Here is an 18,742-nt window from a genome sequence, read left to right as displayed (position 1 = left end):
CGGTGCCGCCGCGACGAGTTGACGCCGGCCGCCGGCCCCGCCCCTGTTGACGGACCCGGCGCGTCGCCCGCGCTTTACCGCATGTCACCCGACACGGCAACTGCTGCCCGGACAGCCCACCGTTCGGGCCGCCGGGCGGATAGGCTCGAGCCCTGTACGTCATTCGGGCGACTTGGGGAGGCAGCGGGATGACGGAGGTAGGGCGGACGGCCGCAGCCTCGGCCTCCCTCTGGGAGCGCGACGAGGAGATCGCCACCATCACGCGGGCGGTCGACACCCTGTGCGCGGACCGGTCCTCCTCCGGCACCCTGCTGGTGGCCCGGGGCGAGGCCGGACTCGGCAAGACCGCGTTGCTCGCCGAGACCCGCCGCATCGCCGAGGCCCGGGGCTGCACCGTCTGGTCGGCGCGCGGAGGCGAGACCCTCAGGTCCGTCCCCTTCAACGTCGTGCGCCAACTGCTCCAGCCCGCGCTGGTGTCCATGCTCCCCGAAGAGGCGCGCGAGTACCTCGGGGACTGGTACGGCATCGCCGGCCCCGCCCTCGGCATAGCGGACCCGGGCGAGCGGCAGGCCGACCCGCAGGGCGTGTGCGACGGCCTGGTCGCCGCCGTACGCCGGCTCGCCCGCCGGGAGTGGCCCCTGGTCCTGCTGGTCGACGACGCCCACTGGGCCGACCAGGAGACCCTGCGCTGGCTCGCCGCGCTGGCCGAACGGCTCGACGAGACCTCCGTCCTGGTCGTCGTCGCGCGCCGCCCCGGCGACGTCAGCGGCGACAGCGCCCGCCACCTGGACGCGGCCGCCGCCGCGGGCCGGCCGCTCCTCCCGATGAACGTCCTCAGCCCCGACGCGACCGCCGGCCTCACCCGGGCCACCCTCGGCGACCACGCGGACGCCGCGTTCTGCCGCGAGGTGTGGGCCGTCACCGGCGGCAACCCCTACGAGACCGTCGAACTCCTCGCCAAGGTCCAGGACAGCGAACTGCAACCGGTCGAGGCGGAGGCCGCCGAACTGCGCGATCTGAACCGGTCCGCCCGGGGCGGCGGCCTGGTGGCCCGCCTGGAGCAACTCGGCGTCGACTCCACCCGGTTCGCCTGGGCCGCCGCCATCCTCGGCGACGGCATCACCGTCGACATGGTGGCGCGGCTCGCCACCCTCGACCGCGCCGACGCCGCCCGCTGCGCCGAACTCCTGCGCGGCGCCCGCATCCTCACCGCACCCGACCCCGCGTCGGGGCAGCCGCACGGGGACGGCCTGGAGTTCGTCCACCCCCTGATCGCCACGGCCGTCTACAACTCCATCCCCGAAGCACTGCGCACCGCGATGCACGGCATAGCGGCCCAGCTGGTCGCCGACTCTGGCCTCGGCGCGGCGGCCGCCTCCCGCCACCTCCTCCAGGTGCACCCCGACGACGACCCGGAAGTCGTCGGCCAGTTGCGCGACGCCGCCCGCGAGCACCTCGCCGTCGGCGCCCCCGAGGCCGCCCGCCGCTGTCTGGAACGGGCCCTGAAAGAACCGCCGTTGCCCGACATCCACGCCCGGGTGCTCTACGAGCTGGGCTGCGCCACCCTGCTCACGGCGCCCGCCACGACCATCGGTCACCTGCGCACCGCCCTCGCCATGCCCGGCCTCGACGGCGAGCAGCGCGTCAACGCGGTCTTCCGGCTCTCCGAGGCCCTGCTCCACAACGACCAGCTGGAAGAGGCCGTCCGGACCGTCCAGGCGGAGGCCGCCCGCAACCCGGACCCGTCCGTCCGGCTGCGGCTCCAGGCCGTCCAGTACATGTGGGAGGGCATCCACCCCGGCGAGACCTCCTCACCCGGACGGTCCGAACGCCTCGCCGAACTCGCCGCCACCTGCACCGGCCGCGACAACGCGGAGCGCGCCCTGCTCATCCTGCGCGGCTTCGACGCCATGACCCGGGGCGAGAACGCCGAAGAGGTCGTCGAGCTGTGCGACCGCGCCCTCGTCAACGGCCGCCTCGCCCCCGGGCTCGGCTGGACCGACACCGAGTGGGGCCTCGAACTGCCGATGATGCTGGCGACCTCCTACGCCTACACCGACCGGCTCGACCGGGCGGAGGCACTGTTCACCGAGGCGCTGAACACGTACGAGACGGCCGGCTGGAGCGGTGGCCACCTCGCCCTCGCGCACACCTACGTCGGCCTCGGCCACCGCAGGCGCGGCCGGCTGAGGGAGGCCGAGAAGTCGCTGCGCGAATCACTGCGCATCGCCGAACGCGTCGGCCGCGGACTGCCGCTGTACTGGTCCGCGGTCTGCAATCTGATCGACACGCTGCTCGCCCGCGGCCATGTCGAGGAGGCCCGGTCCGTCGCCGACCGGTACGGCTTCGACCCGCCCTACCCGTCCACCATCGTGCTGCCCGACCCGCGCCCCGTGCGGGCCCGGCTGCTGCTCGCCACCGGCCGCACCAAGGAAGGTGTCAACGAGCTGGAGACCGCCGAGAAGGCGGCCGCGGCACGCGGCCGGCACAACCCGGTGGTGCACCCCTGGACGACCGAACTGGCCCGCGCCCTCGCCACGGAGGACCCCGGCCGCGCCGCCCGTCTCGTCACCGACGCCCGCCGCCACGCCGAGCGCTTCGGCACGGACACCGCGATAGGGGAGGCCCTGCGCTGCGCCGCCGCGCTGGAGACCGGCCAGCGCGCCGTCCGGCTCGCCGCACAGGCCGTCACCTACCTGGAGGCGTCACCCTGCCAGTACGAGCACGCCGCCGCCCGGGTCGAGTACGGCATCGCCGCCCGCTCGGAGGCCGAGCTGCGCCGCGGCCTGGCCCTGGCGGACTCGTGCGGCGCCGACGGGCTGGTGGCACGGGCCCGCGAGGCGCTGGCGGCGGGGCACGTGGGCTGAGGTCAGCCGGTCGCGCCGTCCTCCTCGGCCAGCACCTGCTGGGCCGCCGCGAAGGCCGAGTTCGCCGCCGGTACGCCGCAGTACACCGCACTCTGCAGCAGCACCGCGCCGATCTCGTCCGGCGTCAGCCCGTTGCGCCGCGCCGCCCGCACGTGCATGGCCAGCTCCTCGTAGTGGCCGTGCGCGACCAGCGCGGTCAGCGTGATCATGCTGCGCTCGCGGCGCGACAGGGTCTCGTCCGTCCAGATCTCGCCCCAGGCGTAGCGCGAGATGAAGTCCTGGAAACGGGCCGTGAAGGGGGCCTGCCGCCCCTGAGCCCGGTCCACGTGTGCGTCGCCCAGCACCTCGCGCCGCACCGCCATGCCCCGCCGGGCGCCGCCGTCGAAGTGCGCCCGCAGCGCGGTCAGCACCGCCTCGGGCCGCTCCGCCGGCGCCAGGTGCGAGGCGCCCGGCAGCTCGGTCAGCGTCGCGCCCGGCACCGCGTCGGCGATCTCCCGCAGATGCGCGGGCGGTGTCGCCGGGTCCTCCCGGCCCGCGATCAGCAGCGTCGGCACGTCGATCTCGCCGAGCCGGTCCCGCAGGTCGAAGGCGGCCAGTGCGTCGCAGCAGGCGGCGTACGCCCCCGGGTCGGCGTCCCGGTGGTCCCGGACCAGCCGCGGCACGGTGAACCCGGGCGTGAACCACCGCCCGTCCGCACCCTCGGCGAGCTTCGCCAGCCCCTCCGCGCGCACCGTCGCGGCCCGCTCCTCCCACGCCTTGGCACCGTTGAAGTGCGCCGACGAGCAGACGACGGCCAGCGACGACACCCGCGTGGGATGGTGCACGGCCAGGTGCAGCCCCACCGCGCCGCCCAGCGACACGCCCGCGTAGGCGAACCGTTCCACCCCGAGCGAGTCGGCGAGCGCGAGCACCAGGCCGGCGAGGTCGCCGACGGTGGCGCCCGGCCCGATCAGCTCCGCCGCCGAACCGCCGTGCCCGGGCAGGTCCCAGCGGATCACCCGGTGCCCGATGGACAGTTCCGGCGCCACCTGGTCCCACAGGGCGTACGAGGTGCCCAGCGAGGGCCCCAGCAGCAGCGGGGGAGCGGATGCGGGGCCTTCGGTCAGGTGGTTGAGGAGGGTCAACGTCGCTCCAGAGCACGGTCGGTCAGGGCTCCCGCGGAGCCGGTGTAACGGGCGGGGTCGGTCAGGGGGGCGAGGTCGACGTCCTTCAACTCCGGTACCTCGGCCAGCAGTTCACCCAGGCCACGGTTCTCGGTGTACGTCCGCCGGGCCAGCTCGGTCAGCAGCTCCCTGGCGCGGGCCCGCCCGAGCACCGGCGCCAGTTCCGCGGAGAGCCGCTCGGACACGATCAGCCCGTGCGTCATGCCGAGGTGGGCGCGCATGGCCTCCGGGCGCACCCGCAGCCCCCCGGTCAGCTCGGCGGTGTCCCGGGCCGCGCCACCGGTGAGCCGCAGCAGGTCCCGCAGCGGCTCCCACTCGGCGTGCCAGGCCCCGGCGGGCCGCTCGTCCCCGGCGGCCAGCGAGCCGTACAGCGTGGCCGCGAGCTGCGGCGCGCGCCGGGCCGCGGCCGCGATCAGCGTGGCCCGTACGGGGTTGGCCTTGTGGGGCATCGCCGACGATCCGCCGCCGCTGCCCTCGGCGACCTCGCCGATCTCGGTGCGGGACAGCGTCAGCACGTCCTCGGCGATCTTCCCGAGGGCACCGGCGGCGAAGGCGAGGCAGCCGGCCAGGTCGGCCACCGGGGTGCGCAGCGTGTGCCAGGGCAACAGTGGTGCACGCAGGCCCAGTTCACGTGCGTACGCCGCCGGCAGTGCGAGCGGGTCCGCCGCCGCGTACGCCCCGAAAGCCGCCAGGGTGCCCGCCGCGCCGCCGAGTTGGGCCGGCAGCCCGTCGCGTACGGAGGTGATCCGGTCCCGCGCGTCCAGGACCAGCGTGCGCCAGCCGGCCGCCTTCAGTCCGAAGGTCGTCGGCACGGCGTGCTGGGTGAGCGTCCGGCCCGGCATCGCCGTGTCCCGGTGCTCGGCTGCCAGGCGGGCCAGCGCCCGTTCCGCACGGGCCAGATCGGCGAGCAGCAGGTCGAGGGTGCGGGCGGCGACCAGCATCAGCGCCGAGTCCAGGATGTCCTGACTGGTCGCACCCCGGTGGACGTACGGCCCGTACTCCTCGCCGACCGCCTTGGTCAGGTCGGCCACCAGCGGGATCACCGGGTTCCCGCCGGAGCGGGCGCGTTCGGCCAGGGAGCGCGCCTCGAAGCGGGCGGGGTCGGCCGCCTCGGTCACCACGTCCGCCGCCCGGGCCGGGGCCAGCCCCAGCCCGGACTGCGCCCGGGTCAGGGCGGCCTCGGCGTCCAGCAGCGCCCGCAGGACCGCGCCGTCCCCGGTCGCCCCGTCGGCCGGGGAGCCCGCCCACCCGGGTGCGAGCAGGCCCGTGCCGGGGGTGCCGGAAGCCTCGGGGGATGATGTCACTGGAACTCCAGGAAAACCGTCTCGCCTTCGCCCTGAAGGCGGATGTCGAAACGGTACGTCCCGTGGCCCTCGTCCGCGGCGACCAGCGTGTCGCGGCGCCCGGCGTCCACCCGGGACAGCAGCGGGTCCGCGGCGAGCGCCGCCTCGTCGCCCGGCAGGTAGATCCGGGTGAACAGGTGCACCAGCAGCCCGCGCGCGAACACGCACACGCTGACGTACGGCGCGCTGTTCCCCCGTGCGCCGGGGCGCAGGGTCCGCACGTACCAGTGGCCGTTCGCGTCGGTCTGGATGCGGCCGAAGCCGGTGAACTCCACGCCGTTGCGGCCGAGGAACCCGCCGGAGGCCGGGTCGCGCCGCATCGAGCCGTCGGCGGTCGGCAGCTCGCCGTCCGGGCCCGGCCCCCACACCTCCAGCAGCGCGTCCGGCAGCGGGTCGCCCTCGCCGTCGTACACGTACCCGTGGACGGTGATCGTGTCGGGGTGGCCGGTGGGCGCGATGTCCTCGCCGCCCCGGAAGGGCAGCGCGTACCCGTAGAACGGGCCGACCGTGTGCGACGGCGTGGGCAGCACGTTCTCCGGACCGCTGGTGTCGGTCTTCGTCATGGCGGTCAGCGTCCTTCTTCGATCCAGGTGGCGTTCGGGCCGTCGAGCACGATGTCCCAGTGGTAGCCGAGCGAGAACTCGGGCACCGACAGGCTGTGGTCGTACGTCGCGATCAGCCGCTGCCGGGCGGCGTCGTCCGTGACGGACTGCAGGATCGGGTCGTACGGGAACAGCGGGTCGTTCGGGAAGTACATCTGGGTCACGAGCCGCTGCGTGAACGCCGAGCCGAACACCGAGAAGTGGATGTGGGCGGGGCGCCAGGCGTTGACGTGGTTGCGCCACGGGTAGGGGCCCGGCTGCACGGTGGTGAAGCGGTAGAAGCCCTCTTCGTCGGAGAGGGTGCGGCCCACGCCGGTGAAGTTCGGGTCCAGCGGGGCGTCGTGCTGCTCGCGCTGGTGGGCGTAGCGGCCGGCCGAGTTGGCCTGCCAGATCTCCACGAGCTGGCCGCGCACGGGCTTGCCGTTCCGGTCGAGCAGGCGGCCGGAGACGGTGATCCGCTCGCCGACCGGCTCCCCGGTGTGCTGCCGGGTCAGGTCGTTGTCGATCTCGGTGATGTCCCGTTCCCCGAAGGCGGGGGAGGACAGCTCGACCAGCTCCGGGTCCTTGGTGACGTCGATGGCGATCGGCGGCTGCTCGGGGTGGCGCAGCACCGAGGAGCGGTAGGGGGCGTAGTCGCGGCGCGGGTGGTGCTCGACGGGCCCGCCGTCGGCGACCCGCTTCTCGTACGCGGCGTGCTCGGCCGCGATCTCCGCGTCGATGTCCTGCTGGGTGAGAGTCATAGGAGGTCCCGTGGGTGACTAGCGGTCGAGGACGAGGGCGAGGCCCTGGCCGACACCGATGCAGAGGGTGGCGACGCCCGTGCCGCCGCCCTTGCGGGCGAGCTGGTGGGCGACGGTGCCGGCGAGGCGGGCACCGGAGGCGCCCAGCGGGTGGCCCAGCGCGATGGCTCCGCCCTGAGGGTTGAGGATCGCGGGGTCGAACTCGGGCCACTCGGCGACGCAGCCCAGCACCTGGGCGGCGAACGCCTCGTTGAGTTCGAGGACGTCCAGGTCGGCGAAGGTGCGGCCGGCCCTGGCGAGGGCGCGGTTCACGGCCTCGACGGGGGCGAGCCCGAACCAGTGCGGGTCGGTCGCCGAGACACCGGTGGCGGAGACCCGGGCCAGCGGCTCGCGGCCGGTGGCCTTCAGGCCCTCCTCGTCGACCAGGAGCAGCGCCGCGGCGCCGTCGTTGAGGGGCGAGGCGTTCCCGGCGGTGACCGTGCCGTCGGTCTTCCGGAAGGACGGCCTGAGCTTCGCCATCGCCTCCAGGGAGGCGGTGGGGCGTACGCACTCGTCGGCGGCGAAGTCGACCGGGTCGCCCTTGCGCTGCGGCACGGGGACGGGCGCGAGTTCCCCGTCGAACAGGCCGTCGGCCTGCGCGCGGGCGGCCTTGTGGTGGGAGGCGAGGGCGAACTGGTCCTGCCGCTCGCGCGAGATCCCGTGCTTGTCGGCGATCAGCTCCGCCGACTCCCCGAGCGGAATCGTCCACTGCGGGTCCATCCGCGGGTTGACCATGCGCCAGCCGAGGGTGGTCGAGTACAGCTCGGTGTGCCCGGCGGGGAAGGGCCGGTCCGACTTGGGCAGCACGTAGGGGGCGCGGGTCATCGACTCCACGCCGCCCGCCAGCACGATCGAGGCGTCGCCGACGGCGATGGCGCGGGCGGCCTGGATCACCGCTTCGAGGCCGGAGGCGCACAGCCGGTTCACGGTGACGCCGGGGACGGTGGTGGGCAGGTCGGCCAGCAGGGCGGCCATGCGGGCGACGTTGCGGTTCTCCTCGCCGGCGCCGTTGGCGTTGCCGAAGTACACGTCGTCGACGCGGGCCGGGTCCAGGCCGGGCGTGCGGGCGAGGAGTGCGCGGACGGCGTGCGCGGCCAGGTCGTCCGGGCGCACGGCCGCGAGGGCGCCGTTGTACTTGCCGAACGGGGTGCGGACCGCGTCGACGACGTAGACGTCCTTCACTTCAGGTCCTCCGCGAGGGTCAGCTCGGTATCGGTCTTCTCGGTGATCTCGTCGACGGTCACACCCGGCGCGCACTCGGCCAGGACAAGGCCGTCGTCGGTGACGTCCAGGACGCCGAGGTCGGTGATGATCCGGTTCACGCACGCCTTGCCCGTGAGCGGCAGCGCGCACTTCTGGAGGATCTTGGGCGAGCCGTCCTTGGCGGTGTGGGTCATCACGACGATCACGGTGCGGGCACCGTGGACGAGGTCCATCGCGCCGCCGATCCCGGTGATCATCTTGCCGGGGATCGCCCAGTTGGCCAGGTCGCCCGTGGCGGACACCTGCATCGCGCCCAGGACCGCCACGTCGATGTGCCCGCCGCGGATCATGCCGAAGGAGAGCGCCGAGTCGAAGAAGGAGGCGCCCGGCAGGACGGTGACGGTCTCCTTGCCGGCGTTGATCAGGTCCGGGTCCACCTCGTCGTCGGTGGGGTAGCGGCCGGTGCCCAGGATGCCGTTCTCGGACTCCAGGGTCACCTCCACGCCCTCGGGGAGGTAGTTCGGGATCAGCGTCGGCAGGCCGATGCCGAGGTTGACGTACTGGCCGTCCCGCAGCTCCCGGGCCGCCCGCTCGGCCATCTGTTCACGCGTCCAGGCCATCAGGGAGTCACCGTCCGCCGCTCGATCTTCTTGTCCGCCGCCTGCCGAGCCGTCAGCGCGACCACCCGCTGCACGAAGATCCCCGGCAGGTGCACCGTGTCCGGGTCGATCCCGCCCGGCTCGACCAGTTCCTCCACCTCGGCGACCGTCACCCGGCCCGCCATCGCCGCCAGCGGGTTGAAGTTCCGGGACGACTTGTTGAACACCAGGTTCCCGTGCCGGTCGCCCCTGGCCGCCCGGACGAGGGCGAAGTCGGTGCGGATGCCGCGCTCCAGCACGTATTCCGTGCCGTCGAACTCGCGGACCTCCTTCGGCGGCGACGCCAGCGCGACCCCGCCGGAGCCGTCGTAGCGCCAGGGCAGCCCGCCGTCGGCGACCTGCGTCCCCACCCCGGCCGGGGTGTAGAAGGCGGGGATCCCGGCCCCGCCGGCCCGCAGCCGCTCGGCCAGCGTGCCCTGCGGGATCATCTCCACCTCCAGCTCACCGCCGAGGTACTGGCGCGCGAACTCCTTGTTCGCCCCGATGTACGAGCCGGTCACCCGGGCGATCCGCCCCGCCGCCAGCAACACCGCCAGCCCGGACTCCATCGCCCCGCAGTTGTTGGAGACGACCGAGAGTCCGCCGGTACCGCGCTCGTAGAGCGCCTGGATCAGCACGTTGGGCACACCGCTGAGGCCGAAGCCGCCCACGGCGAGCGACGCGCCGTCCGGTATGTCGGCCACCGCCTCGGCGGCCGTGGCCACCACCTTGTCCATCCGAGAAGCCCCATCTCTTCAAATTAATCAGGGCACTGAGTATTTCAGCGAGGTTTCCCACACGCTGCCATTGGGCGGCCGAAGCGTCAAGGCCCGGAAAAACAGGAGGTAGATCGCTTGGCTTGGTTACGGACAGCTGGAGCGTGCTCGATGTATCGTCAGTGCACCGACGAAATGACCACAGGAGCGCACATGGCCGCGGTCGACCTGACCACCCATCCCGGGCACCTGGCCCGGCGGCTGCAGCAGGCGCACTACCTGCTGTGGAACACGATGGTCTCGGAGGAGACCACCTCGCCGCAGTTCGCGGTCCTCAACGCCCTGGTCGCCGAGCCGGGGCTGGACCAGCGCACGGCGGGGGAGCGGGTCGGCCTGGACCGGTCCACCATCGCCGAGGTGATCACCCGGCTCGGCCGCCGCGGGCTGCTGGACAAGGTCCGCGACCCGCAGGACGGCCGCCGTTTCCTGCTGCGCCCGACCGACGAGGGCCGGCGCGTCCACCGCAAACTGGCGGTCAGGACGGCCCGCATGAACCAGGTCTTCCTCGCCCCGCTCTCCGCCGACGAGCAATCCGCGTTCTTCGACCTCATCCGCCGGGTCGCGGACGCCGCCGAAGGGCTCCGCAACCCGGCCGAGCCCGTGAACGCGCCGAGCTGACCAAGGCCGCCGGTCAGGACTTGTCCCCCGGGTCCCCCCCCCGAGTCCCCCCGAGCCTCCCGGAACTCAGGAGCCCGTCGAGTCGACGAACACCACCCACACCTGGCCTTCGGCGAAGTCCAGCGGCGTGCCGTTCCGGGTGGTGAAGGCGGTGCCGTCCGTCGCCGTGCCGCGCTTCCAGGCCGCGTCGTACACGCGCCCGTCGCGCAGTACTTCCGCCTCACCGAAGCCGACCGACTCGACGTAGGGCGAGTAGTTGCCCCGGGAGTCCCGGAAGTCGGACTCGCGCACGTCCACGTGCTGCACGACGACCGTCGCCGGTGCGAGGCGCCCGCCGTCGGCCGTGCGGGCCGGGTCGCCGTCCATGCCGACCAGCCAGCGGTCACGGCTCTCGGACCAGGTGAAGGTGAAGGACGCCGACGGGTAGCGCACCGTGCGCGACGACACTTCCCGGCCGCCCTCGGGCGTCTTCTCGCCATACCGGAAACCCGTGGTCAGCGCGTCGGCGCCGGGAGGGCCGGACAGCAGCCGGCCGGGACGCACGTAGAGGTTGTGCGGGGCGGGCCGTGCCGCGTCGCGGACGTAGGCGTCGGAGTCCTCGCCCGGCGGCTCCGCACGCAGGGGCGCCTTGTCGATGAGCGGCAGCAGCCTGCTCTGCGCGCCGGAGAACGCCAGCGTCGGCCGGTCGAACTGGCGCAGCAGGCCGAGGTCCGACTCCCGGGCGCTGCGCACCGGCCCGACCGACTCCGGCAACTCGGTCGCGTAGACCGCCATCAGGCGGCTCAGGCCCGCCTCCACCGGTTCCACGTAGACCACGTCCGCAGCCGCCAGACCCGTCTGCGGGCGGGCCTGGCGCACGTTGTCCACCTTCACGGCCAGCACCGACGCCGGGTGGCCCGCCTCGGTGCTCACCGAGCTCTCGGGGCTCGGCGCCCGCCCGTCCTCGCGCGCCCCGGGCCCACTCGTGCATCCCGCCGCCGCCAGCGACACCGCCACCGCCGCCGTCAGCAGGGCACCGCCCCGCCACCTGTGCGTCCTTCGTCGCATTTCGACCACCCGCCGCCCGTCCTCTGCCATCGATTGTGCGCTCTTTGAAGCTATTAGGAGCTTTTAGTGCGATACCTGACCGGAACGGACGCGGCACGCGGAGACGGGCACATAATCCGCTGTTCGGACGACACGGTCCGCGGTTCGGCGGACGACCCCTCGGGTACCCGGCCGCCACGCAAGACCGACGCGCACGGGCGACGGAGGGAGCGCGAGGCGATGAAGGCAGTGACGTGGCAGGGCAAGCGGGACGTGCGGGTGGAGGAGGTGCCCGACCCGAAGATCCAGGAACCGACGGACGCCGTCATCCGCGTCACGTCCTCCGGACTGTGCGGCTCCGACCTGCACCTGTACGAGGTGCTCACGCCGTTCATGACACCGGGCGACATCCTCGGACACGAGCCCATGGGCATCGTGGAGGAGGTCGGGTCCGAGGTGACCGGGCTGAAGCCCGGCGACCGGGTCGTCGTCCCGTTCCAGATCGCGTGCGGGCACTGCTTCATGTGCGGCACCGGACTGCCGACCCAGTGCGAGACGACCCAGGTCACCGGCGAGGGCATGGGCGCCCCGCTGTTCGGTTACACCCGCCTGTACGGCGCCGTCCCCGGCGGCCAGGCCGAGTACCTGCGCGTGCCGCAGGCCCAGTACGGGCCGATCAAGGTGCCCGAGGGTCCGGCCGACGACCGCTTCGTCTACCTCTCCGACGTGCTGCCCACCGCCTGGCAGGCGGTCGAGTACGCGGCCGTCCCGCAGGGCGGCACCGTGGCCGTGCTGGGCCTCGGCCCGATCGGCGACATGGCGTGCCGGATAGCCCGGGCGAAGGGGGTCGCACGGGTCTTCGGCGTCGACCTGGTGCCGGAGCGGCTGCGACGGGCCCGCGAGCGAGGCGTGGAGACCTACGACCTGCGCTCCTTCGACAACGAGAAGGAGCTCGTCGCGGCGATCCAGGACGAGACCGGCGGCCGCGGGCCGGACGCCGTGATCGACGCGGTCGGCACCGAGGCGCACGGCAGCGCCGCCGCCAAGATGGTGCAGCAGGCCGCCGCGGTGATGCCCCGGGCCATCGGCGGCCCGCTGGCCGAGCGGTTCAGCGTCGACCGGCTCGCCGCCCTCTACACGGCCATCGACCTGGTCCGGCGCGGCGGCACGATCTCGCTGTCCGGCGTGTACGGCGGCATGGCCGACCCGATGCCGATGCTCACCCTGTTCGACAAGCAGATCCAGCTGCGGATGGGGCAGGCCAACGTACGTCGCTGGAGCGACGAGATCATCCCGTTCCTCACCGACGAGGACCCCCTCGGCGTCGACGACTTCGCCACCCACCGGGTGCCGCTGACGGACGCGCCCCACGCGTACGAGATGTTCCAGAAGAAGCGGGACGGCGCGGTCAAGGTGCTCATGCGGCCGTGAGGCCGGTCGGCGGCCGGGCCGGCCTCGTCAGGGGCCGCCCAGGATCTCCGCCAGGTCGTAGCGGACCGGCTCCTCCAGCTGGGCGTAGGTGCAGCTCTCCGGCGTCCGGTCCGGGCGCCACCGGCGGAAGCGGGCCGTGTGCCGGAAGCGCGCCCCGTTCTCCATGTGGTCGTACGCCACCTCGGCCACCCGCTCGGGCCGCAGCGGAACCCAGGACAGGTCCTTCTTGCCCGACCAGCGGCTGGGCGCGCCGGGCAGCCGTGCCGACTCGTGCGCCGACTCCTCGGCCCACGCGGCCCACGGATGGCCCCGGACGTCGTCCATGCGCAGCGGATCCAGCTCCTCCACCAGCTCCGCGCGCCGCTTCATCGTGAACGCCGCGCTGACGCCCACGTGCTGGAGTGCGCCCTTGTCGTCGTAGAGGCCGAGCAGCAGCGAGCCGACCACCGGGCCGCTCTTGTGCAGGCGGTACCCGGCGACGACCACGTCCGCCGTCCGCTCGTGCTTGATCTTGTACATGGCCCGTTCGTCCTGGCGGTAGCGCAGGTCGAGCGGCTTGGCGACGACCCCGTCCAGCCCGGCCCCCTCGTACTGCTCGAACCACTGCCGGGCCACCTCGATGTCGTCCGTCGCCGGCGCCACGTGCACCGGCCCGCCGACCCCGGACAGCGACCGGATCAGCAGGGCCCGCCGGTCGGCGAGGGGCACGTCGAGCAGGGACTCGTCGTCCAGGGCCAGCAGGTCGAAGGCCACCAGCGAGGCCGGCGTCTTCTCGGCCAGCATCCGCACCCGGGAGTCCGCCGGGTGGATCCGCTCGGTGAGCGCGTCGAAGTCCAGGTGCCCCTCCCGCGCGATCACGATCTCGCCGTCCACCACGCACCGCTCGGGCAACCGCTCCCGCACCGCCGCCACCAGCTCCGGGAAGTACCTGGTCAGTGGCTTGCCGGTACGGCTGCCGAGCTCGACCTCGGCGCCGTCGCGGAACACGATCGACCGGAAACCGTCCCACTTGGCCTCGTAGTGCATGCCCGGCGGGATCTTCGCCACGGACTTGGCGAGCATCGGCTTCACGGGCGGCATGACGGGCAGATCCATGGTCCGACTGTATGAGCGGCCGGTGGAGCCCGCCTGTTAAGCTGGCCGTGTGATCAGGTTCTACTACTTCTACATCTGATACCGCCCCGGGAGACCGGGCGCCGATGCCGCCGCGCGCAAGCGGCGTGATTCCGGCTGCCCCGCTCCGTATCGGTCACCTGTTCACTTCTTCCGATATGGCGGATCACCCATGCACCGGCGTACCTCTGACGCCCCCACCCGCCCCACCACCCCTGCCGCGTCGACGCCCGGCTCCGGCGCCTTCCAGGTCGTCCTGGACGACGTCGTCCGCGCCCCCGGAGGCCGGCCCCTCCTGGACGGCGTGCACCAGTCGGTGTCCCTCGGCGAGCGCATCGGCGTCGTCGGCGAGAACGGCACCGGCAAGTCGACCCTGCTGCGCCTGCTGGCCGGCACCGACCAACCCGACGCGGGACATGTCCGCGTCCACGCCCCGGGCGGTGCGGGCTACCTGCCGCAGACCCCCGACCTGCCCCCGGACGACACCGTCCAGGACGCCGTCGACCACGCCCTCGCCGACCTGCGCGCCCTGGAGAGCGCCCTGCGCCGGGCCGAGCAGGCGCTGACCGAGGCCGGCCCCGACGAACTCGACGGTCTGCTCGCCGCGTACGGCGAACTCCTGGAGGCGTTCGAGGCCCGTGACGGCTACGCGGCCGACGCCCGCGTCGAGTCCGCCCTGCACGGGCTGGGCCTGCGCCACATCACCCCCGACCGGCGCCTCGGCAGCCTCTCGGGCGGCGAGCAGGCCCGCCTGGGCCTGGCCTGCCTGCTGGCGGCCGCACCCCAGCTCCTGCTGCTCGACGAGCCGACCAACCACCTCGACGTACCGGCCGTCGAGTGGCTGGAGGAGCACCTGCGTGCCCACCGGGGCAGCGTCCTGGCGGTCTCCCACGACCGCGTCTTCCTGGAACGCGTCGCCACCGCCCTGTGGGAGGTGGACGGCGAGCGCCGCACCGTCCACCGGCACGGCGGCGGCTACGCCGGATACCTGAGGGCCAAGGCCGGCGCCCGGCGCCGCTGGGAACAGGAGCACGCCGACTGGCAGCGTGAGCTGGCCGAACAGCGCACCCTGGCCCGCCGCGCCGCCGACACCATGGCCGCGGGACCCCGGCGCCGGTCCAACGCAGACCGCGAGGGCCAGCGCCACCAGCGCAGCGTGGAGAAGCAGATCTCCGCCCGCGTGCGGCAGGCGAAGGAACGGGTGCGGCGCCTGGAGGAGAACCCGGTGCCGCCGCCCCCGGCGCCCCTGCGCTTCCGGGTCCGGGTCGAGGGCGGCGACGCGGACCACCACGGCCCGCTCGCCGACCTGCACGGGGTCGCCGTCGGCGACCGGCTCGACGTCCACGACTTCACCGTCGGCCCGGGCGAACGGATCCTGGTCACCGGCGAGAACGGCGCCGGCAAGAGCACCCTGCTGCGGGTCCTCGCCGGCGACCTGCGCCCCGACCGGGGCACGTGCGCACGCCCGGAACGCGTCGGCTGGCTGCCCCAGGAGACCCCGGTCACCCATCCGCGGCGGACCCTGCTCGACGCCTACGCGGCCGGACTGCCCGGCGCCCCGGCCGAGCACCGCGGGGCACTGCTCGGCCTCGGCCTGTTCCGCCTCCCCGACCTGGCGACGGCGGTCGGCGACCTGTCCACCGGACAGCTGCGCCGGCTGGCGCTGGCCCGGCTGCTGCGCGACCCGGTGGACCTGCTGCTCCTGGACGAGCCCACCAACCACCTCTCACCCGCGCTGGTGGAGGACTTCGAGGACGCCCTGCACCACTACCGCGGCGCCCTGGTGATGGTCTCCCACGACCGCATGGTCGCCCGGCGGTTCACCGGCCGCCGGGTCAGGATGAGCAACGGCGCCCTGGCCGGGTAGGCGCGTCGCCGCCCGGGACGTCCGTCGGCGAACGGACCCGGGCGGCCCGCCGCCTGACATGCGGGGTGACCCGGGTGCGCCTACCGTGGCTCGCATGGCGGAAGCGGTGGAACTGGAAGCGGGCGGACGGACCGTGCGGCTCTCGAACCCGGGCAAGGTGTTCTTTCCGGAGGACGGCTACACCAAGCTCGACCTGGCCCGCTACTACCAGGCGGTCGCCCCCGGCATCCTGCGCGCCCTGCGCAACCGGCCCACCACCCTGCAGCGCTACCCGGACGGCATCACCGGCGAGTGGTTCTACCAGAAGCGCGCCCCCAAGGGCATGCCCGACTGGATCCCCACCGCCCACATCACCTTCCCCAGCGGACGCAGCGCCGACGAGATGTGCCCCACCGAGGAGGCGGCGGTGCTCTGGGCCGCCCAGTACGGCACCCTCACCTTCCACCCCTGGCCGGTGCGCCGCGACGACGTCGACCACCCCGACGAACTGCGCATCGACCTCGACCCGCAACCCGGCACCGACTACGACGACGCCGCCCGCGCCGCCCACGAACTGCGCGCCGTGCTGGAGGAGTTCGGCGGTCTGCGCGGCTGGCCCAAGACATCCGGCGGGCGCGGCATCCACGTCTTCGTGCCGATCGAGCCGCGCTGGACCTTCACCCAGGTGCGGCGCGCCGCCATCGCCGTCGGCCGCGAGATGGAACGGCGGATGCCCGACCAGGTCACCATCAAGTGGTGGAAGGAGGAGCGCGGCGAGCGCATCTTCATCGACTACAACCAGACCGCCCGGGACCGCACCATCGCCTCCGCCTACTCCGTGCGCCCCCGTCCGGGCGCCCCGGTCTCCGCGCCCCTGGCCTGGGACGAGGTGGGCGTCGCCCACCCGCGGGACTTCGACATCACGACCATGCCCGCGCGCTTCGCCGAACTCGGCGACGTGCACGCGGGCATGGACGAGCGTTCCCACTCCCTCGACGCCCTGCTGGAGCTGGCGACGAAGGACGAGCACGACCACGGGCTCGGTGATCTGCCGTACCCGCCCGAGTATCCGAAGATGCCGGGGGAACCCAGCCGGGTACAGCCGAGCCGCGCGAAGAAGCCGCGCCCTCAGAAGAGCTGACCTACAGTTCCCTGATTCTCACGTCCCGGTACGACACCACGTCCGTCGTGCCGTGGACCTGGAGTCCGACGTAGCCGGAGGCGTACCGCCGCCCGTCCGTGCCCGGGTCGTCCGAGCGCGCCGGGTAGAAGTCCTGGCCGCCGGTGTTGTCGAACTCGTTGATTAGCTTGCCGTTGCGGTAGATCGAGTAGTGCTGGTCGACAACGCGGATCTCGTAGTCGTTCCAGGTGCCCTTCTCCGTCACCCCGGCGCCGGCCAGGCCCACCCGGTCGAAGCCGTAGACGGACCCCGACTTGTACATGTCGCCGGTCGGGCTGTCGAACACCTGCACCTCGTGCCCGTACTTGATGGCGACCCACTCCGGCCGGGACTCCTCCGGGTGATCGTGCACCTGCGGGAAGCGCACGAAGACGCCGCCGTTGGTGTTGGCCGTGCCGGGCGCGTCGTCCCGCCACTGGAGCTTCAGCGAGAAGTCGCCGTACTTGCGCTCCGGGAACCACAGCATGCCCATGCCGGGCGTGCTGGTGCTGGAGGTGATCGAACCGTCCTCGTTCAGCGCGAACGAACCGCCGCCCACCTGCTCCCACTTGGCGAAGGACTCCTGGGAGCCGTCCAGGATCGCCCGGTAGCCCTCGGTCTGGCCGGGCACACCGATCTTGGACTGACGGGCGGCCTTCGTGATCGCCTGCCCCTCCCGCCGGTCGATGACGCCCTCGTCCCGCAGCGCCTCGACGACGTCGCGGACGTGCTTGAGGAACAGCTGCTGCGAGGACCAGTCCTTCTCGTCCTCGATCAGCTCGTTGATCCGGCACCGGTTGTTGGTGACCCGGTTCGGCACACCCGTGTCGACCGCGCCGACGATCACCGTGAGGCGCTCGTCGTACTCGGGGCAGGGCGGCGGCGGCACCTGGCCCGACACCACCGTGAAGCTCACGGTCATCGGCTCGGAGGTGTTGCCCGCCTTGTCGCTCGCCCGGTACGCCACGGTGTGCCGGCCGACCCGGTCGACGACGACCGGCCCGGTGTACTCCAGGTAGGGCCCGGCATCGAGCGAGTACTCCACGCCGGCCACCCCGGAACCGCCCTCGTCGGTGGCGCTGACGGTCACCTTGGCGCTGCCGACGTAGGCGCCGTCGGAGTCCTTGCTGCCCTCCACGGTCGCGCCGGTCACCGGCGGCACGGTGTCCTGCGGGGGAGCGGCGACGACGGTGAAGGTGACGTTCTTCTCCGCCGCGACGTTGCCCGCCTTGTCGGTGGCGCGGTAGCGCACGGTGTGCTCGCCGGCCTCGTGCACCATGACGGGCGCGGTGTACGGCTGCCAGGCGCCGTCCCCGACGGCGTACTCGATGGTGTTGACGCCGGAACCGGTGTCGGAGGCGGTGACGGTCACCGTCGCCATGTCGACGTAGGCACCGTCGGCGTTCTGCTCCCCGCTGACCGTCGCCGAGGTCTCCGGCGCGGTCGTGTCGTCGGTGTCCGGGGCGGCCACGGCGAAGGTGACGCTCTTCTCCTCGGCGGCGTTGCCCGCCTTGTCGAACGCCCGGTAGCGCACCGTGTGCTCGCCGACCTGGTCGACCACGACCGGCGTGGTGTACGGCTGCCAGGCGCCGTCGGCGCCGATGGCGTACTCGATCCGCTCGACGCCGGAGCCGCCCTCGTCGGTGGCGGCGAGCGTCACGGTCGCGGAGCCGACGTAGGCGCCGTCGGCGTTCTGCGTGCCGCCGACCTCCGCCGAGGTCGCAGGCGCCGTGCTGTCCTCGCCACCGCCGCCCTCGGTCACCACGAGCACGCCCTTCATCTCCCCGTGGCCGGGGATGGTGCAGTGGTAGAGGTAACGGCCGGGGGACAGGGTGACCTCGGCGGTGTGCTTGCCGCCCTGGTCGTCGAAGGGGTTGGCCAGGATGTTCAGCTGGACGTCCTGGTTGTACTCGGGATCGCTGGTCACGAACGTCAGCGTGTGCGGCATGCCGGTCGTGTTGCCGGTCGCCTCACTGTTCTCGAAGACGATCGTGGCCGGACCCGCCACCGCCGTCTCGGGCGCCGACGTGTACTTGGTGATGTCGTTGCCGGCGGTCCAGGTGAGGACCTGGTCCGCGGCGGCGGCCTCCGCCTCCGCCCTGGGCTGTCCGGAGGCGGACGTCGCCTGCAGCCCGAGCATCATCAGCAGGCCGGCCAGCAGCGCGGCCCACATTCTTC

At 73.3% G+C, this 18,742-nt stretch carries 15 protein-coding genes; 5 read left to right on the top strand and 10 right to left on the bottom strand.

From position 1 onward, the window contains the following. The first annotated feature begins 188 nt into the window (after positions 1-188). Positions 189-2,867, top strand: a complete 2,679-nt coding sequence (locus ACFW47_RS15115; RefSeq protein ID WP_386278234.1) for an ATP-binding protein — start codon at positions 189-191, stop codon at positions 2,865-2,867. A gap of 2 nt (positions 2,868-2,869) precedes the next feature. On the opposite strand, the gene pcaD is transcribed toward ACFW47_RS15115, so the two are convergent. The 7 genes from pcaD to ACFW47_RS15080 are packed head-to-tail and all read right to left on the bottom strand — an operon-like array spanning position 2,870 to position 9,332. Continuing rightward, entirely contained in the window at positions 2,870-3,991 is a 1,122-nt protein-coding gene (gene pcaD / locus ACFW47_RS15110) for a 3-oxoadipate enol-lactonase (protein ID WP_386305993.1), read from the bottom strand. Further along, complete coding sequence (pcaB, locus tag ACFW47_RS15105) at positions 3,988-5,334, bottom strand: 3-carboxy-cis,cis-muconate cycloisomerase (RefSeq protein ID WP_386278230.1); 1,347 nt, start codon at positions 5,332-5,334, stop codon at positions 3,988-3,990. The genes pcaD and pcaB overlap by 4 nt, the downstream gene beginning before the upstream one ends. Further along, the gene (pcaG, locus tag ACFW47_RS15100; protein WP_386278228.1) at positions 5,331-5,936 is read right to left on the bottom strand and encodes a protocatechuate 3,4-dioxygenase subunit alpha; all 606 of its coding nucleotides are present in this window, start codon (positions 5,934-5,936) and stop codon (positions 5,331-5,333) included. Before pcaG ends, pcaB begins: the two co-directional genes overlap by 4 nt. A gap of 5 nt (positions 5,937-5,941) precedes the next feature. Next, positions 5,942-6,715 carry a protocatechuate 3,4-dioxygenase subunit beta gene (gene pcaH, locus ACFW47_RS15095; protein ID WP_386305992.1) on the bottom strand — a complete coding sequence of 258 codons (774 nt, stop codon included), beginning with the start codon at positions 6,713-6,715 and terminating at the stop codon, positions 5,942-5,944. A gap of 18 nt (positions 6,716-6,733) precedes the next feature. Continuing rightward, positions 6,734-7,936 carry a thiolase family protein gene (locus ACFW47_RS15090; protein WP_386305991.1) on the bottom strand — a complete coding sequence of 401 codons (1,203 nt, stop codon included), beginning with the start codon at positions 7,934-7,936 and terminating at the stop codon, positions 6,734-6,736. Next, positions 7,933-8,577: a CoA transferase subunit B gene (locus tag ACFW47_RS15085; protein WP_386278222.1), complete on the bottom strand. Its 645-nt coding sequence runs from the start codon at positions 8,575-8,577 to the stop codon at positions 7,933-7,935. The genes ACFW47_RS15090 and ACFW47_RS15085 overlap by 4 nt, the downstream gene beginning before the upstream one ends. Beyond that, positions 8,577-9,332: a CoA transferase subunit A gene (locus ACFW47_RS15080; RefSeq protein WP_386305990.1), complete on the bottom strand. Its 756-nt coding sequence runs from the start codon at positions 9,330-9,332 to the stop codon at positions 8,577-8,579. The genes ACFW47_RS15085 and ACFW47_RS15080 overlap by 1 nt, the downstream gene beginning before the upstream one ends. Before the next feature lie 192 nt (positions 9,333-9,524). On the opposite strand from ACFW47_RS15080, the gene ACFW47_RS15075 reads away from it, so the two are divergent. Then, positions 9,525-9,989, top strand: coding sequence for a MarR family winged helix-turn-helix transcriptional regulator (locus ACFW47_RS15075; protein WP_386278218.1), 465 nt, complete (start codon positions 9,525-9,527; stop codon positions 9,987-9,989). Between the two features lie 66 nt (positions 9,990-10,055). Here ACFW47_RS15075 and ACFW47_RS15070 read toward each other — a convergent pair whose 3' ends face one another. Next, positions 10,056-11,036 carry a DUF3048 domain-containing protein gene (locus ACFW47_RS15070; protein WP_386278216.1) on the bottom strand — a complete coding sequence of 327 codons (981 nt, stop codon included), beginning with the start codon at positions 11,034-11,036 and terminating at the stop codon, positions 10,056-10,058. A gap of 219 nt (positions 11,037-11,255) precedes the next feature. On the opposite strand from ACFW47_RS15070, the gene ACFW47_RS15065 reads away from it, so the two are divergent. Beyond that, a complete protein-coding gene (locus ACFW47_RS15065) occupies positions 11,256-12,446 on the top strand; it encodes a zinc-dependent alcohol dehydrogenase (protein WP_386305989.1) in 1,191 nt (396 codons plus the stop codon). 27 nt (positions 12,447-12,473) lie between these two features. Here the strand turns inward: ACFW47_RS15065 and ACFW47_RS15060 are convergent, their stop codons facing one another. Next, complete coding sequence (locus tag ACFW47_RS15060; protein ID WP_386278212.1) at positions 12,474-13,541, bottom strand: ATP-dependent DNA ligase; 1,068 nt, start codon at positions 13,539-13,541, stop codon at positions 12,474-12,476. Between the two features lie 190 nt (positions 13,542-13,731). On the opposite strand from ACFW47_RS15060, the gene ACFW47_RS15055 reads away from it, so the two are divergent. Both ACFW47_RS15055 and ligD read left to right on the top strand, forming a co-directional pair. Then, positions 13,732-15,426, top strand: coding sequence for a TlrC/CarA/OleB/SrmB family ABC-F type ribosomal protection protein (locus ACFW47_RS15055; protein WP_386278210.1), 1,695 nt, complete (start codon positions 13,732-13,734; stop codon positions 15,424-15,426). Between the two features lie 94 nt (positions 15,427-15,520). Further along, entirely contained in the window at positions 15,521-16,546 is a 1,026-nt protein-coding gene (gene ligD / locus ACFW47_RS15050) for a non-homologous end-joining DNA ligase (protein WP_386305988.1), read from the top strand. A 1-nt stretch (position 16,547) separates the two neighbouring features. On the opposite strand, the gene ACFW47_RS15045 is transcribed toward ligD, so the two are convergent. Further along, on the bottom strand, positions 16,548-18,737 hold the full coding sequence (locus ACFW47_RS15045) for an OmpL47-type beta-barrel domain-containing protein (protein ID WP_386278613.1): 2,190 nt from the start codon (positions 18,735-18,737) through the stop codon (positions 16,548-16,550). Between the last annotated feature and the right edge of the window lie 5 nt (positions 18,738-18,742).

The sequence above is a fragment of the Streptomyces sp. NPDC058796 genome (assembly GCF_042745235.1).
Taxonomy (GTDB): domain Bacteria; phylum Actinomycetota; class Actinomycetes; order Streptomycetales; family Streptomycetaceae; genus Streptomyces.
This window is presented reverse-complemented; position numbering and strand designations above follow the sequence as displayed.